Below are 14,892 nucleotides of genomic sequence, written 5' to 3' on the forward strand. Positions count from 1 at the left end.
TCGCGGTCGATCGCGAGGACCTCGGCGCCGACCTGCGCTCCTGGCTCATCGACTACACCGACACCCTCACCCCACCCACCCACTGACGATGGCGGCATCGTCCCTGCCCACCCTCCGCGACGGCGAGGTCGTGCTCCGGCCCATCCGCGTGCGCGACGCGAAGGCGCTCGAACGGGTGCTGCTCGCGAACCGCGGCTGGCTGAAGAAGTGGGAGGCGACCTACCCGGGCGGCGGGTCGTTCATCGATGCCAGGGCGTCGATCCGCAACCTGCTCGCGCACGCACGGGGCGGCCACGGACTGCCGTTCGTCATCGAGGTCGACGGCGAGCTCGTCGGCCAGCTCAACGTCTCGTCGATCAGCTACGGCTCGCTGTCGTCGGCGACGATCGGGTACTGGGTCTCCGAGCACGTGGCCGGCCGGGGCATCACCCCGACCGCGGTGGCGCTCGCGACCGACTACTGCTTCGGCGTGCTGCGCCTTCACCGCATGGAGATCTGCATCCGACCCGAGAACGGGCCGTCGCTGCGCGTCGTCGAGAAGCTCGGGTTCCGCTACGAGGGCCTCCGGCGCCGGTTCATCCACATCGACGGCGCCTGGTGCGACCACTTCGCGTTCGCGCTCGTGAGCGAGGAGGTGCCGCGCGGCGTGCTGCGCCGGTGGCGCGACGGGCGCGTGCCCGACGGCGCCGCACGCATCACCGCGGAGGACCTCGCCGCGGCCGCCGAGCCGCTGCGGCTGACAGATCGCTGAACACGCCCGCGCCGATTCGGGCGCGGGGCCGCGCGTGACCTAGCGTTATCGCATGGATGTGATCGGCGGGGGGATCCTGATCGCGGTGGCGGCCGCGCTGTGGATCGCGTACCTGCTGCCGAGCTGGCTGCGCCGTCGGCAGTACCTCGCGACCGAGCGCAACGCCGTACGACTCCAGCAGACCCTCCGCATCCTCGCCGAGACCGCCGAGACGCCCGAGCCCATCGTCGTCGAGGCCACCGCCCGCGAGGTCGCGACGCAGCAGCGCATCCTGCACGAGCACGAGGAGACGGCACGCCTCGCCGCGGAAGCGGCAGAGCAGACGGCCATCGCCGAGCGCCGCGCCGCGGAGGAAGCGGCGGAGGCCGCGCGCGCACGCGCGGCAGCGAGCGCTCCCGTCACCCAGCCGGTACCGGCCGTCGCAGCTTCGCAGATCGATCCGTCGCACGACGCCGCGCGGCGAGCACGCAGAACCGTGCGCCGCCGTCGCGCCGCATGCACCCTCATCGCGCTCGCCGGGCTCATCACCGTCATCGTCGGCCTCGTCGCCGCGGCGTTCGGAGCATCGCTCGTCATCGCCGCCGCCGGTGGCGTCGCGTTCGTCGGCGCGGCCTTCGGGCTCGTGCGGCTCGCGAAGCGGCGCCTGCCGCAGGTCGCGGTCGCCGCGCCCGCGACGCCGGCGGCGCTGGACTTCGAGCCGATCGAGTTCGCCGAGCCGACGGCCGAGACGGAGGGCTGGACGCCCCGGCCGCTGCCCAAGCCCCTGCACCTGTCGCGGGGGACGATCGCGGCGACCGCCATGGCGTCGATCGAGGCGGCCGCCGAGCTCAAGCGCGTCGAGAGCGAGGCGCTCCTCGCCAGGCGGGCCGAACGGCTCGCCCCGCCGGTGCCGAAGATCAGCCCCGCGGCATCCGCAGCCGAACGCGCCGCCGCAGGGGAGCGCGAGGCCGAGCGTGCCGCCGACCGCACCGCGCAGGCGGCCCCGAACCCGTACGCCCGGATGGGCATCGTCGACGACGCCCGGCCCGGCATCGACGACCTCGACGCCGTGCTGCGCCGTCGTCGGGCGGCCGGCTGATCGAGCCGGGTGGTCAAGACCACCCCTCGAGTGGTGATAGGCTCTTTCACGGCTCGGGCCCATGGCGCAGTTGGTAGCGCGTCTCGTTCGCAATGAGAAGGTCGGGGGTTCGAATCCCCCTGGGTCCACCGAGAGAAGGCCCCCGCTTCGGCGGGGGCCTTCGGCATTCCACCGCATCGCTCCGTGGCGGGCATAGGGTGGAACGGATGTCGCAGCCGCCGGTGACCCGTTCGATCCCGTTGTCCGAGGAGCACCGCTGGCGTGCCTACTGGGTGTGCGTCGCCGTCGCGGCGCTCACGATCCTCGACCTGTCGAAGGTCAACGTCGGCCTTCCCGCGATCGAGGACGCCTTCGACGCGACCTCGACCGAGCTGCAGCTCATCGTCGCCGGCTACGTGCTGACGTTCGGCCTCACGCTCGTGCCCGCCGGCCGCATCGGCGACCAGCGCTCGCGCAAGACGCTCTTCGTCGTCGGCCTCAGCCTGTTCATGCTCACGAGCCTCGTCGCCGCGCTCGCGCCGAACGCGACCGTCCTGCTCGTCGCGCGCCTCCTGCAGGGCGTCGCCGCGGGCATCCAGATGCCGCAGGTCCTCGGCATCATCCAGGAGCTCTTCCACGGCAAGGAGCGCGGAAAGGCCTTCGGCCTGTTCGGCGCCACCATCGGGCTCGCGACGGCGTTCGGTCCGACTCTCGGCGGCCTCATGATCGCGATCGGCGGGCCGACCGACGGCTGGCGCGGCATCTTCTGGATCAACGTGCCGCTCGCGCTCATCGCGATCGCCCTCGCGATCTGGCTGCTGCCGGTCACCCGCCGTCCCTCCGACAAGCCGCTGTCGCTCGACCCCGTCGGGCTCCTGCTGTTCGGTGTGACCGTGGTCGCGCTCATGTGGCCGTTCCTGCTCACGACGGGCTCGCCCGACGACGACCCGGCGCGCTGGTGGGTGCTCGTGGTCTTCGTGCTCGCGCTCACGGCGTTCGTCGCGTGGGAGCGCCGCTACGCGGCATCCGGTCGCCACCCGCTCGTGCCGCTGGGCCTGTTCGGCGTGAGCTCGTTCCGCAACGGCATCTCGCTCGCGAGCGTCTACTTCGCGGCGATGCCCTCGATGTTCCTGCTGACGACGCTGTACCTGCAGCACGGGCTCGGCCTCGAGGCGGTGTTCGCCGGAATGGTGGGCATCGGCTTCGCGCTGCTGAGCGCGCTCAGCTCGTGGATCGGCGGCAACCTCGTGAACCGCCTCGGCCGACCGCTCGTCGTATGGGGGCTCGTGCTGCTGCTCGTCGGCATCGGGCTGCTCGTGCTCGCGGCGCTGGCGACCCCGCCTGCGATGACGCCGTGGGCGATGGCCGGCGCGATGGTGATCGGCGGCGCGGGCGGCGGCCTCGTCGTCTCGCCGAACCAGACGCTGACCCTCATGGACATCCCCGTGAAGCAGGGCGGCCTCGCCGGCTCGGTGGGTCAGCTCGGCCAGCGGATCGGCACGGCCATCGGCACCGCCGTGACGCTGTCGTTGTTCTACTCGACGATCTACCGCGAATCCGAGGGCCAGCCCGATCTCGCGGTGTACCACGACGCGTACGGCGTCGGCATGCTCGCGGTCGCGGTGTTCGTCGCGATCGCCTTCGCGATCGGCGTGGCCGACCTCGGGGCCCGGCGGCGCGAGCGGCGCCCGCTCGGCGAGCCGCCGACGGAGGCCGACGACGCCTGAACCGCGCGAGCGGCGCCCGCTCGGCCAGCGGCCGACGGAGGCCGACGACGCCTGAACCGCGCAGCCCGTCATCGTCGCGGTTCGGCCGCCCGCTGCCACGGACGGCGATCAGCGGATCGCGAGCACCCGCGCGCGCTCGTCCTTCGGCAGGTGCTCGATCGCGGCGCGCAGCGCCACGCGCGGCATCGTCGCCGCGTGCTCCTCGACGAACGCGAGGTGGCGCCCGGCGTCGAGATCGCCCGCCGAGCGCAGCACCCAGCCGACGGCCTTCTGCACGAACGGCGCCTCGTCGCGGGCGAGCCGCCCGGCGATCGCGAATGCGTCGTCGGTCTCGCCGCGCTTCATGAAGGCGAAGGTCGCGACGAGCGCGGTCCGCCGCTCGGGCCAGAACGACGAGGCGGCGAGGGCTGCGAGCGGGGACCGGTCACGATCGACGAGGTGGCCGCCGACGACGTCGCGGGCGGCGAGATCGACGAGGTCCCACTGATCGATGCGGTCGTGGCGGGCGAGATAGAGCTCGTAGAGCTCGGTGCGGCGGGCCTCGCCCGTGGTGCGAGCGGCGGCCGACTTGCCCATGATGCTGCAGGCGAGCGCGCGCACCTCGTGCATCGGCCGGGCGAGCAGTTGCTCGAGTTCGGCGACGGGCAGGTCGAGCGCGGTCTTCGCGAGCTCGAAGACGGCGCCCATGCGCACGCCGATGAACGGCGCCGCCGCGTCGTCGATGAAGTACCGGCGGTACTTCATCCGCTCGGTCTCGCTCGCCATCGCCTCGAGCGCGGAGGTCAGCCCCGCGGCATCCGTCATTCTCGCTCGCCCTCCCGCGTCGTCAGGCTTCAGGCTAGCGACCCGGCGGTGCCGTGTCAGGCGGCGAGATGGGCGGCCGGGGTGAGCAGCGCGGCGAGCTCGCCTGCACTCAGCTCACGACCGAAGGCCGGATGCCCCGGCTCGAGCGCGACGCCGTGCTCGAGTGCTCCGCCGTCGACCGGATCGAACCCGATCGCGTCGATGAGGGCGGCCACCTCGGCGCGCGCGCCGGGGTCGTCGCCGACCACTGCGAGCGCACGTCGCAGGGGATCGCCGGCGGGCAGGCTGTCGTCCTCCATCTCGTGGTAGCCGAGGTGGTTGAGGGACTTGACCACGCGGGCGCGCGGGTTGCGCGCCGCGTTCTGCTCGCTCGTGGTGCGCGGGTCGGCGTCGACCTCGGCGAGGTTTCCGTCGACGGGCGGCCAGTAGTTCATGGCGTCGACCACGATGCGGCCGTCGAACGCGGCCCAGGGCACGGTGCCGGCCTTTCCGAACGGCACGGCGACGATGATGACGTCGGCGCTCTCGGGGAGCTCGGCGGAGGGGACGACGACGGCGCCGGGGGCGACGACGCCCACGAGGAGCTCGAGGGCGGTCTGCCTCGGCGAACCGGCGATGAGCACCCGGTACCCGGCGGCCACGAGCAGGCGGGCGAGGGCCGTGCCCACCTTTCCCGCGCCGTAGATTCCGATCACCGGACGATCCGTCACAGTCTCCATGCTCCCATTCCGCTCGGCGCGCTGCTCGATCCATGCGTCGACATGCATCTCAACGCGGGGTGCCGTCGTGACATTCCCGGGAATAGTCTCGGCATGGGGCGGGTTCCGACCTGTGCATGCGTACGCATGCATCGACTTCCGCACCGGGCTTCCGCACCCGGCGACGATGAGAGGGGCCGGCATGACCGAGCGCTACGAATTCGGACTCGACACCTTCGGCGACGTCACGGCGGCCGCCGACGGCACCACGCTGCCGCATGCGCAGGTGCTGCGCAACGTGGTCGACGAGGCCGTGCTCGCCGACCGCCTCGGCCTCGACTTCTTCGGCATCGGCGAGCACCATCGCCACGAGTTCGCCGTCTCGGCTCCCGAGGTCGTGCTCGGCGCGATCGCCGGGCGCACCGATCGCATCCACCTCGGCTCAGCGGTGACGGTGCTGAGCTCCGACGACCCGGTGCGCGTGTTCCAGCGCTTCGCGACGCTCGACGGCGTCTCGGGAGGTCGCGCCGAGGTCATCCTCGGACGTGGCTCGTTCATCGAGTCGTTCCCGCTCTTCGGCTTCGACCTCGGCCAGTACCAGGAGCTCTTCGAGGAGAAGCTCGAGCTCTTCGCGGCGCTCCTCGAGCAGGAGCCCGTCACCTGGGAGGGCCGGCTGCGCCCCGCCCTCACCGACCAGCTCGTGTACCCGCCCGTCGAGCACGGGCACCTGAAGACGTGGGTCGGCGTCGGCGGCAGCCCCGAGTCGGTCGTGCGCGCGGCGCACTACGGGCTGCCGCTGGTGCTCGCGATCATCGGCGGAAGCCCCGCGCGCTTCGCACCGCTCGCCGAGCTCTACCGCAAGGCGCTCGCCCAGTTCGGCAAGCCCGCGCAGCCTGTCGCCATCCACTCGCCGGGCTTCATCGCCGACTCCGACCAGGAGGCGCTCGACACCCTGTGGCCCCACTACCAGGTGATCATCGACCGCATCGGCCGCGAGCGCGGCTGGGGGCCCGCGACGCGCGAGCACTTCGAGGCCGAGGCCTCGTCGCACGGCGCGCTCTACGCCGGCTCGCCCGAGACGGTCGCGCAGAAGATCGCTGCGGCGATGCGCTCGATCGGCGCAGTGCGCTTCGACCTCAAGTACTCGAACGGCACCCTGCCGCACGAGGCGATGATGGGCAGCATCGAGCGGTACGCGACCGAGGTCGTGCCGCGCGTTCGCGAACTGCTCGCCGCCGCCGATGCCGCCGACGCCGAGCTCGACGAGGCCGCGGCCCTGGCCCTGGCCGACCGCGCCGACGACGCGGCCGCGGGGCGCGCGTAGACCCCGAAGGGGCGATCTCGTCGCGTCGACCGGCGAGCACCCATCCGGCATCGCCCGCTCGACGGGTGTCCGGAGCGCGATGTTCGAGCGGGCCGAGCCGCGGCATCCGCCTCAGACGGCCTGCCGCGTGCGCTGCTGACGGCGCCGCACCGCGGCGCGGAACCACGCGGCGTCGGGCACGCGGGCGAGGAACGTGCCCGCGATGATCGTGATGAGGACGTAGTCGGTGGCGAGCGAGGCGAGCGCGGGCTCCACTCCGGCGGTCACGGCGAGACCGGCGATCACGATCGAGAACTCGCCGCGCGGCGCGAGCGAGAAGCCCGCGCGCCACCGGCCGAGCGTGCCGACCCCTGCGCGCGCCGCGGCGTAGGCGCCCGTCGCGAGCTTCGTCGCGATCGTGACCGCCGCGAGCAGGAGCGCCGGCAGGATCATCGACATGAGCTGCGACGAATCGGTCGTGAGCCCGAAGAACACGAAGAACGTCGCGGCGAACAGGTCTCGGAGCGGCGTCAGCACCTGGCTCGCGTTCACCGCCACGCGACCCGACAACGCGATGCCGACGAGGAAGGCGCCGACCGCGGCCGAGACCGAGACCTCCTGGGCGAGCCCGGCGACGAGCATCGTGAGGCCGAGCACGCCGAGCAGCAGGGGCTCGGCATGGTCGGCGGGGAAGAGACGCGAGACGAGGTGGCCGTGACGCAGCGCGATGTAGAGGATCACGACGACGACCGCGACCGCGACGGCCACGGCCACGGCGCCCTGCACGAGGCTGACACCGATGACGATCGCCGAGAGGATCGGCAGGTAGAACGCCATCGCCAGGTCTTCGATGACGAGCACGCCGAGGATCGCCGGCGTCTCGCGGTTGGAGAGACGGCCGAGGTCGCGCAGCAGCTTCGCGATCACCCCCGACGACGACACCCACGTGACGCCCGCCAATGCGACCGCTGCGACCGGACCCCAGCCGAGGATGAGTGCGAGGGCCGCGCCCGGCAACGCGTTCAGCAGCCCGTCGACCACTCCCGGCATGCGCGCCGACTTCAGGCTGTCGAAGAGCTCGGACGCGGTGTACTCGAGCCCGAGCAGGGCGAGCAGCAGGATCACGCCGATCTCGGACCCGGTCTGCAGGAACTCGATGCTCGCGTCGAACGGGAAGATGCCGCCCGAGCCGAACGCGAGGCCGAGCAGGAGATAGAAGGGGATCGGCGAGAGGCCGATGAGCAGTGCGAGCCGCCCCAGGAGGCTCATTCCGAGGAGCAGCGCGCCGACTTCGATGAGGAGGAGCGTGGTCTCGTGCATGCGGGGCCCGGCGTCAGTCGGGTCCGTTGGCGAGCAGTCTCGAGACCCCGTCGAGACCCTCGCGGGTGCCGACGGCGACGATCACGTCGCCCGCGCGCAGGGGCTCGGACGGCGTGGGGGAGGCGATGACCTGGCGGTCGCGCACGATCGCCACGATCGAGGCGTGCGTGCGGGTCCGGGCCTTGGTGTCGCCCAGGGTGCGATTGAGGAACGGCGAGTCGGTGGGCAGTGCGATCTGCTCCGTGTACAGGCCGGCGGTCTCGTCGGAGAGGCTCGTCAGGCGGCTCAGCATGACCGAGGCGCTCAGCACATCGGCGAGGGCGGAGGCCTCGTCGTCGTTGAGTGCGACGCTGTCGCGGCACGCGTCGGGGTCGTCGATGTCGAACACGCCGAGATCGCGCTCGCCGTCGCGGTGCGAGACCACGCTGATTCGGCGCCCGGCTTCGGTCACGAGGTCGTGACGCACGCCGATCCCGGGCAGGTCGACCTTCTCGATGCGAATACCCACGCCCGTAATCGTAACCCCGTTGCGGAGGTGCACGGCCGGGCGCGCGGGGGTTCAGCCGTCGGCGCCCACCCGGGTGCGCATCTCGAGCACCGGGGTGCCGGCGTCGTCGACGAGCTCGAAGGCGACTCGCACGGCGCCCAGCTCGGCGAGCGAGTCGACGTGCGTGCCGCCGCAGGCGATGCGGGCGACGCCCTCGGGCAGCTCGGCGACCCAGCTGCGCCGGTCGGTGAGCCGGTCGCCGTCGCGCTCGACGCGGACCGTCGAGCCCGCCGCGACCCACTCGCCGACGGCGGCGGAGACCTCACGGCCGAGTTCGTCGAGTGCCTCCGCGAGGCCCGTCGCGTCGAAGCCGGCGCGGCGCAGCGACTTGTTCAGCCGGTAGCGGTCGACCGAGCCGAACGGCTCGATGCGGCTCGACGCGATCGCGATGCCGTCGAAGTCGACACGCCCGAGCGCATCGGTGCGGGCCGGCTTCGACCAGCGCGACTCGACCGCACGGTTCAGGGCGAGGGATGCCGCGTGGCAGGCGCTGTGCCCGAGCGAGAGGGCGCGGCGCGCCGAGGCATCCGCGGTGATGACGACCTGGTCGCCTTCGGCGACCGGGCCGCCGCCATCGATCAGGTGTGCGACGACGAACGCCCAGCCCTCGGTGCCCTTGCGCACGGGGACGTCGTCGCCGACATGCAACTCGGACCCGTCGGTCGCGGCGACGACGGCGTCTCGGATCGGCAGTTCGCGATCGCCCGCGCGCAGCGTGCCGGTGTCGGCGGGCTGGTCGGGCCAGGCGGCGTCGACCGGGTGGAACGACGTCGCGTCGGTGACGACGGCCACGAGCCCGTCGCGGGCGGGGGCCGTGTGCAGCACGGTGGCGTGCCGTACGAGTTCACCGGCGGGGTACGTGACGATCGTGTCGTGCGCGGGCAGCGTCATGCGACCGGCGTCAGTCGTCGGCGCGGCCGAGCAGGTGGAACGGGATCGCCAGCGAGAGCGCGACGGCGAGGATGCCGCCGAAGAACACGGCGGCCTGGAGGCTCGCCAGTTCGGGGGCGATGCTCATGACCCACATGCCGAAGACGAACAGTCCCAGGGCGATGACGGTGGCGACGACGTTCACAAGGTCCTCCAGGGTGCGGGGGCGACGTTCGTCGCCTCGGCCAGTCTATCCATCGGGCCGCGCCGCGGTCGTGCCCCGCGCGCCGGTCGGGAACGGGGCGACTCGTCAGTCGGGGACCGGGCCGAGCCATGCGTTGGCGACGGTCGCGTGCGCCGACTCGTCGTCGGACGGGTGGAAGATGCCGGCGAGCACGTCGCGGTAGAGCCGCCCGAGCTCGGAGCCCGCGAAATAGGTCGAGCCGCCCGAGACGCGGACCGCCTGGTCGACGACGTGCTTGGCGGTCTCGGTCGCCCGCACCTTGATGCCGACGAGCTTCGCGAACCAGGCCGCGCCGTGGTCGACGAGCTCGTCGAGGTCGCGGGCGACGGCGTCGAGCTGGGGCGGGATCGCGTCGTAGGCGATCGCCGCGTCGGCGACGCGCCACCGGATGTCGGGGTCGTGCGCGAGGGGACGCCCGTCGTGCTTCATCGAGGTGCGGCGGCCGGCCGCGGCCACCGCGAGGTCGAGCGCGCGCCGGCCGATGCCCGTGTACACGGCGGCCAGGAGCAGTTCGAAGTTCGCGAAGATGCCGAAGACCAGCGGGTCGGCGTTGGGCCCGGGGTCGAGCCGGCGCACGATGCGGGCGGGCGCGGCGTACGCCCCGTCGAGCACGGTCGTGCGGCTCTGGCTCGCGCGCATGCCCATCGTGTTCCAGTCGTCGAGGATGCGCACGTCGGGGTCTTCGCGGTCGATGAAGCCGTAGACGAGCTTCGGCGCATCGGACGACACCGAGTCGAGGCCCATCGTGCCGAGCCGCGTCCATGCGGGCGACAGCGACGTGAAGATCTTGCGGCCCGCGTACCGGTAGCCGCCGTCGGCCTGCGGTTCGGCGGTGGTGCGCGAGCCGAACAGCATGAGGTCGTTGCCGGCTTCGGAGATGCCGAACCCGAACACCTCGCCCGCACCCGCCTCGCGGAGGACGAAGTCGAGCGAGTCGTCACCGCGGTCGCGCAGCACCTTCGCGACGCCCGTCCACACGAGGTGCATGTTGACGGCGAGCGCCGTCGCGGGTGCGGCGCCGGCGAGCCGCATCTGCGCGTGCACCGCGTCGACGAGGCCCCAGCCGAGGCCGCCGTGCTCGACGGGCACGAGCGCGGTGAGGTAGCCGGCCGCGCGGAGTTCTTCGAGGTCGTCGTCGAAGAAGGCGTTGTCGCGGTCGTACTCGGCCGCTCGGGCGCGGAATCGCTCGAGGAGGTCGTCGTCGAGGAGGGATTCGGGCGTCGGGGTCTGCGTCGTGGTCTCGGTCGTCGCGCTCACGTCGCCAGACTACGCCCGCGGCTCCGGCCCGGTGGGGGAGCGATCGGCGTCGGAACCGGGGTGCGGCGCCGGCTCGACCGGGACCCCCGGCGCCCGTCGCCGTCCGCGGGCGGCGAGCACCACGACGAGCGTCACGACGGCGGCGATGACGAGCAGTACGGCGAACCACGGCAGGAGCACGCCGAGGGCGACGGCGAGCGAAGACAGGAAGCCGACCAGGGCCGTCCACCCGGCGACGACCCCGCTCCAGAAGTCGTCGGGTGCCGGGGCCGGCGCCGCCTCGACCGTGGCGAGATCGAGCGTGAGGGTCGAGTAGTCGACCTGGTCGACGAGCTGGTCGCGCTGCTGGGTGAGGCTGTCGAGTTCGGCCTGGCGGGTCGTGAGCTCGGATTCGATGGCGATGAGATCGGCGATGGTCTCGGCTTCGGCGAGCAGCTGCTCGAGCCGGTCGACCGAGGCCGAGAGCGCCTCGATGCGCGCGTCGAGGTCGGTGCGCTGCTGCGTGACGTCGGAGGCCTGCATCGAGACGGAGTCCACCCGGCCGAGATCGCGGATCTCGTCGACGACGCCGTCGAGCTCTGCCGCGGGCACGCGCAGCACGAGGTGCGCGCTCGGCGGTGACGCATCGGTGCCGGGCTGCTCCGTCCGGCTCTCGGTGCGCCCGCCGGCGCGGTCGACGATCGCGGCGGCCTCCTCGGCGGCGTCGATCGGATCGTCGACGGTCACCGCGATCCACCCCGTCGTGATCACGCTGCGGTCGACGGCGTCGGGCTCGGCCCGGGCCTCGTCGGCCGAGCCCCCGTCGGCGCCGGCGTCGCCGCCCTGGGCGGGAGCCGGCATGTCGGGCTCGGCGACGCCGGGCGTGCTCGAGCTGCCGCCCATCGAGCAGCCGGCGAGCAGGAGGGCGATGATCGCGGCGGACGCCGCCGCGGGTGCGAGTCGTCTCATGCGGTCAGGGTATTGCCGCGCCGGGAGCCAGTGTCTGGACGGGCGCTGGGAGTCGGGTCACGATCCGGTCGCGGCCGGACGAGCGCGAGCGGCGCGCGTCAGTCGTCGTCGGGATCTCGTCCGGTGCGCTCGCCGGTCTCGAGGGAGGCGATCGCGGCGAGGTCGTCGACGCCGAGCACGAAGTCGAAGACGTCGAGGTTCTCGCGGATGCGCTCCGGCGACGACGCCTTCGGGATCACGACGTTGCCGAGCTGGACGTGCCAGCGCAGCACGATCTGCGCCGGGCTGCGCCCGTGCGCCGTCGACAGCCGGGCGAGCACCGGGTCGTCGAGGAGGCGACCCCGGGCGAGCGGGGACCACGCCTCGGTGCGGATGCCGCGTGCCGCATGGAACTCGCGGAGGGCGGCCTGCGGCAGCCGCGGATGCAGCTCGACCTGGTTGACGACCGGGGCGACGCCCGTCTCGCCGATGATGCGGTCGAGGTGGTGGGCGTGGAAGTTCGAGACCCCGATCGAGCGCACCCGTCCTTCGTCGCGGAGCCGCACGAGGGCCCGCCAGGTGTCGACGTAGCGGTCGGTCGACGGCACCGGCCAGTGGATGAGGAAGAGGTCGAGCCGGTCGAGCCCGAGCCGGCCCATCGACGCGTCGAAGGCGCGGAGCGCCTCGTCGTAGCCGTTGTCGTCCTTCCACACCTTGCTCGTCACGAAGAGCTCGTCGCGCGGCACCTCGGCCGCGCGCACGGCCGCGCCGACACCCTGCTCGTTCTCGTAGAAGGCGGCCGTGTCGAGGTGGCGGTAGCCGGTCGCGATCGCGACGCCGGCGAGCTGCGCCGCGTCGTGCGCGGGCACCTTGTACAGCCCGTAGCCGAGCTGCGGGATCGCGTGGCCGTCGGCCAGCGGCACGAGCGGTGCGAGCGGGAGCTGTCGAGGCATCCTGGCGCCTTTCGTCAACTGGGTTGGAGCGGCACCGGTTCGGTGTCGGGAATGGGGCTCGCGTCGCGGCCTCGGAGATCGGGGTGCCATCGGCGTGCGAACGCGGGCACGAGGAACCCGAGGAAGGCGAGCGCGCTCGCCGCCCAGAACGCGCCCTGCGCGCCGTAGCCGTCGATGAGGAAGCCGGCGAGGGCCGAGCCGAGTGCGGCGCCGATGAGCTGGCCCGTGCCGACCCAGCCGTACGCCTCGGCGGTGTCGGAGAACTTCACGCTCGCCGAGACGATCGCGAACAGCACCGCGAGCGCGGGCGCGATGCCGATGCCGGCGACGAAGAGGGTGATCGAGAGCCACCAGAAGTCCATCACGAACGCTGCGAGCGCGGTGCCGACGAACACGATGAACATGCGGCGGGCGGTCGACCACGGTCCGATGGGGACGTGGCCGAGGAAGAGGCCGCCGGCGAGCGATCCGATGGAGAAGATCGCGAGCACGATGCCGGCCTCGCTGCCGTCGTGGCCGAAGACGGCCACGACGCCGGCCTCGATGGCCGCGCACGCGCCGATCAGGAGGAATCCGACGACGGTCGCGAGCAGGACGGCGGGGCGGGCGAGCACGGTGCCGAACCGGCGTTTCGAGCGGGGGATGCGCACCCGGCCGAGTTCGGGGGAGGAGATGAACCAGGCGCCGCCCACGACCATGAGCAGGGCGGCGAGCAGGATGGCCCACACCGTGCCGATCTGCGTCGCGACGAAGGTCGTGACGACCGGCCCGACGACCCAGATGATCTCCTGCGCCGAGGCGTCGAGGGAGAACAGCGGGGTGAGCTGTCGCGAGTTCACCATCTTCGGGTAGATCGTGCGCACGGCGGGCTGCACGGGCGGGGTCGCGAGACCGGCGACGAGGCCGACCGCCATGTACAGCGGCACGGTGAGGGGCAGCACTCCGATCGCGACCACGGCGCTCACGCAGATCACGAGCGTGACGACGAGCACCGGGCGCATGCCGAACCGACCCATGAGGCGGCTCGTGAGCGGGCCAGCGACGGCCTGCCCGATCGACGTGGCGGCGAGTACGAGCCCGGCTGCGCCGTACGAGCCCGTCTGCTGCTCGACGTGCAGCAGGAACGCGAGCGAGAGCATTCCCGAGGGGAAGCGCGCGGTCAGCTGGGCGGCGATGATGCGTGCGACGCCCTGCGTCTTGAGCAGTTCGGAGTAGGTTCCCACGGTGCGCCAAGCCTATCGATCGGTGCGACGCGCCCGCCGAACGGCTGCGCAGTGCGGCATTGCGTCTCGAAAGTACGGAATCTTGCGTCTCGAGGGTGTGAAGCGGGCGATTCGAATCGCCACCGAATCGTGATCTGCCGAGATGCTTGCGTCGAGCCTGCGGTGGTTTAGGCTCGGTCTACGGCGACGGAGCCTCACTTTGCGCTCAGTCGTTTGTCCCCATCATCATGTGACGACAGAGGTATCAACATGAACATCCGACGCCTGCTCCTGCCGGCCGCCATCGCCTCCGCCGCGGCCCTGCTCTTCACCGGCTGCGTCAACAACTCCGAGAGCGAGGGCGGCGGTTCCGAGAGCACCGCCCCCAAGACCTCGGTCGAGGCCGACGACGCCGCGGTGGCCCTGCTGCCCGCCGAGGTCAAGGACTCGGGCGTGCTGCGCATCGGCACCGACGCCGAGTACCCGCCCAACGAGTACAAGAACGACGCCGGCGAGCCGACCGGCTGGGGCGTCACCCTCGCCGAGGCGGTCTCGGCCAAGCTCGGGCTCGAGCCCGAGTGGGAGATCCTGAGCTTCGACAGCATCATCCCCCGCATCCAGGAGGGCGCCCTCGACATGGGCTCGTCGTCGTTCACCGACACGGTCGAGCGCCAGGCCTCGGTCGACTTCGTCGACTTCCTGAACGCGGGCAGCCTGTGGGCCGCGCCCGCCGGCAGCGACATCACCCCCGACACCGCGTGCGGCAAGACCGTCGCCGTGCAGTCGGGCACCATCCAGCACACCGACGAGCTGCCCGCACGCAGCCAGGAGTGCGTCGACGCGGGCGAGGAGCCCATCGAGATCCTGCCGTTCGAGGGGCAGCCCGAGGTCACGAACGCCGTCGTCAACGGCAAGGCCGACGCCTTCTCCGCCGACCTGCCCGTGACGGGTGACGCGGTCGCCAACCTCGACGGCCAGCTCGAGACGGTCGGCGAGATGTTCGACGCGGCTCCCTACGGCTTCGCCACCCAGAAGGACAGCGACATGACGAAGGCCGTGCAGGCCGCGGTGCAGTCGCTCATCGACGACGGCACGTACCTCGAGATCCTGAAGTCGGCCGGCATCGAGTCGGGTGCCGTCGACGAGGCGACCATCAACGGCGCGACGAACTGACCTGAGAAGCACCGCAGTCATGTCCGACATGCCTTCCCGGCCGGCGGGGTCCGAGACCC

General features: G+C 72.2%; 15 protein-coding genes and 1 tRNA gene. 6 read left to right on the forward strand and 10 right to left on the reverse strand.

All coding sequences use genetic code 11. The annotated features are described in order from the left end of the window. Nucleotides 1–88: 88 nt before the first annotated feature. From ACWGPE_RS17560 to ACWGPE_RS17575, 4 genes are all read left to right on the forward strand, one after another. Entirely contained in the window at nucleotides 89–751 is a 663-nt protein-coding gene (locus tag ACWGPE_RS17560) for a GNAT family N-acetyltransferase (RefSeq protein WP_231430288.1), read from the forward strand. 52 nt (nucleotides 752–803) lie between these two features. Beyond that, the gene (locus ACWGPE_RS17565) at nucleotides 804–1,829 is read left to right on the forward strand and encodes a hypothetical protein (RefSeq protein WP_452049169.1); all 1,026 of its coding nucleotides are present in this window, start codon (nucleotides 804–806) and stop codon (nucleotides 1,827–1,829) included. Nucleotides 1,830–1,884: 55 nt separating this feature from the next. After that, nucleotides 1,885–1,957: transfer RNA gene (locus ACWGPE_RS17570), tRNA-Ala, on the forward strand. A gap of 78 nt (nucleotides 1,958–2,035) precedes the next feature. Next, nucleotides 2,036–3,535 carry an MFS transporter gene (locus ACWGPE_RS17575; protein ID WP_452049170.1) on the forward strand — a complete coding sequence of 500 codons (1,500 nt, stop codon included), beginning with the start codon at nucleotides 2,036–2,038 and terminating at the stop codon, nucleotides 3,533–3,535. Between the two features lie 108 nt (nucleotides 3,536–3,643). Here ACWGPE_RS17575 and ACWGPE_RS17580 read toward each other — a convergent pair whose 3' ends face one another. Both ACWGPE_RS17580 and ACWGPE_RS17585 read right to left on the reverse strand, forming a co-directional pair. Then, complete coding sequence (locus ACWGPE_RS17580; RefSeq protein ID WP_452049171.1) at nucleotides 3,644–4,339, reverse strand: DNA alkylation repair protein; 696 nt, start codon at nucleotides 4,337–4,339, stop codon at nucleotides 3,644–3,646. Between the two features lie 56 nt (nucleotides 4,340–4,395). Further along, nucleotides 4,396–5,241 (reverse strand): NADPH-dependent F420 reductase, encoded by an 846-nt coding sequence (locus ACWGPE_RS17585; RefSeq protein ID WP_308191635.1) that lies wholly within the window; start codon nucleotides 5,239–5,241, stop codon nucleotides 4,396–4,398. On the opposite strand from ACWGPE_RS17585, the gene ACWGPE_RS17590 reads away from it, so the two are divergent. Continuing rightward, nucleotides 5,240–6,361: an LLM class flavin-dependent oxidoreductase gene (locus tag ACWGPE_RS17590; RefSeq protein ID WP_231430293.1), complete on the forward strand. Its 1,122-nt coding sequence runs from the start codon at nucleotides 5,240–5,242 to the stop codon at nucleotides 6,359–6,361. The two genes, ACWGPE_RS17585 and ACWGPE_RS17590, sit on opposite strands and share 2 nt — an antisense overlap. A gap of 111 nt (nucleotides 6,362–6,472) precedes the next feature. Here the strand turns inward: ACWGPE_RS17590 and ACWGPE_RS17595 are convergent, their stop codons facing one another. The 8 genes from ACWGPE_RS17595 to ACWGPE_RS17630 all read right to left on the reverse strand — a co-directional run bounded on the left by ACWGPE_RS17595 (nucleotide 6,473) and on the right by ACWGPE_RS17630 (nucleotide 13,681). After that, nucleotides 6,473–7,660 (reverse strand): cation:proton antiporter, encoded by a 1,188-nt coding sequence (locus tag ACWGPE_RS17595; protein WP_275505595.1) that lies wholly within the window; start codon nucleotides 7,658–7,660, stop codon nucleotides 6,473–6,475. Between the two features lie 13 nt (nucleotides 7,661–7,673). Beyond that, nucleotides 7,674–8,168, reverse strand: coding sequence for a cation:proton antiporter regulatory subunit (locus ACWGPE_RS17600; protein ID WP_231430295.1), 495 nt, complete (start codon nucleotides 8,166–8,168; stop codon nucleotides 7,674–7,676). A 51-nt stretch (nucleotides 8,169–8,219) separates the two neighbouring features. Beyond that, nucleotides 8,220–9,098: a metal-dependent hydrolase gene (locus ACWGPE_RS17605; RefSeq protein WP_452049172.1), complete on the reverse strand. Its 879-nt coding sequence runs from the start codon at nucleotides 9,096–9,098 to the stop codon at nucleotides 8,220–8,222. 10 nt (nucleotides 9,099–9,108) lie between these two features. Beyond that, nucleotides 9,109–9,282, reverse strand: a complete 174-nt coding sequence (locus ACWGPE_RS17610; RefSeq protein WP_231430297.1) for a hypothetical protein — start codon at nucleotides 9,280–9,282, stop codon at nucleotides 9,109–9,111. Nucleotides 9,283–9,387: 105 nt separating this feature from the next. Further along, entirely contained in the window at nucleotides 9,388–10,578 is a 1,191-nt protein-coding gene (locus ACWGPE_RS17615; RefSeq protein ID WP_452049173.1) for an acyl-CoA dehydrogenase family protein, read from the reverse strand. 9 nt (nucleotides 10,579–10,587) lie between these two features. Then, the gene (locus ACWGPE_RS17620) at nucleotides 10,588–11,526 is read right to left on the reverse strand and encodes a DUF4349 domain-containing protein (RefSeq protein ID WP_452049174.1); all 939 of its coding nucleotides are present in this window, start codon (nucleotides 11,524–11,526) and stop codon (nucleotides 10,588–10,590) included. A 98-nt stretch (nucleotides 11,527–11,624) separates the two neighbouring features. Further along, nucleotides 11,625–12,458: an aldo/keto reductase gene (locus tag ACWGPE_RS17625; protein ID WP_452049175.1), complete on the reverse strand. Its 834-nt coding sequence runs from the start codon at nucleotides 12,456–12,458 to the stop codon at nucleotides 11,625–11,627. A gap of 14 nt (nucleotides 12,459–12,472) precedes the next feature. Next, nucleotides 12,473–13,681, reverse strand: a complete 1,209-nt coding sequence (locus ACWGPE_RS17630) for an MFS transporter (RefSeq protein WP_231430301.1) — start codon at nucleotides 13,679–13,681, stop codon at nucleotides 12,473–12,475. Nucleotides 13,682–13,930: 249 nt separating this feature from the next. Here ACWGPE_RS17630 and ACWGPE_RS17635 point away from each other — a divergent pair, with 249 nt between their 5' ends. Beyond that, entirely contained in the window at nucleotides 13,931–14,833 is a 903-nt protein-coding gene (locus ACWGPE_RS17635) for an ABC transporter substrate-binding protein (RefSeq protein WP_231430302.1), read from the forward strand. Nucleotides 14,834–14,892: the final 59 nt, after the last annotated feature.

The organism is Agromyces sp. NPDC055658 (assembly GCF_053618155.1).

What these genes read in the sequence shown, in the direction of transcription:
- ACWGPE_RS17560 (WP_231430288.1), top strand. Translation starts at nt 89, where the DNA reads ATGGCGGCATCGTCCCTGCCCACCCTCCGCGACGGCGAGGTCGTGCTC.
- ACWGPE_RS17565 (WP_452049169.1), top strand. Translation starts at nt 804, where the DNA reads ATGGATGTGATCGGCGGGGGGATCCTGATCGCGGTGGCGGCCGCGCTG.
- ACWGPE_RS17575 (WP_452049170.1), top strand. Translation starts at nt 2,036, where the DNA reads ATGTCGCAGCCGCCGGTGACCCGTTCGATCCCGTTGTCCGAGGAGCAC.
- ACWGPE_RS17580 (WP_452049171.1), bottom strand. Translation starts at nt 4,339, where the DNA reads ATGACGGATGCCGCGGGGCTGACCTCCGCGCTCGAGGCGATGGCGAGC.
- ACWGPE_RS17590 (WP_231430293.1), top strand. Translation starts at nt 5,240, where the DNA reads ATGACCGAGCGCTACGAATTCGGACTCGACACCTTCGGCGACGTCACG.
- ACWGPE_RS17585 (WP_308191635.1), bottom strand. Translation starts at nt 5,241, where the DNA reads ATGCCGGCCCCTCTCATCGTCGCCGGGTGCGGAAGCCCGGTGCGGAAG.
- ACWGPE_RS17595 (WP_275505595.1), bottom strand. Translation starts at nt 7,660, where the DNA reads ATGCACGAGACCACGCTCCTCCTCATCGAAGTCGGCGCGCTGCTCCTC.
- ACWGPE_RS17605 (WP_452049172.1), bottom strand. Translation starts at nt 9,098, where the DNA reads ATGACGCTGCCCGCGCACGACACGATCGTCACGTACCCCGCCGGTGAA.
- ACWGPE_RS17620 (WP_452049174.1), bottom strand. Translation starts at nt 11,526, where the DNA reads ATGAGACGACTCGCACCCGCGGCGGCGTCCGCCGCGATCATCGCCCTC.
- ACWGPE_RS17625 (WP_452049175.1), bottom strand. Translation starts at nt 12,458, where the DNA reads ATGCCTCGACAGCTCCCGCTCGCACCGCTCGTGCCGCTGGCCGACGGC.
- ACWGPE_RS17635 (WP_231430302.1), top strand. Translation starts at nt 13,931, where the DNA reads ATGAACATCCGACGCCTGCTCCTGCCGGCCGCCATCGCCTCCGCCGCG.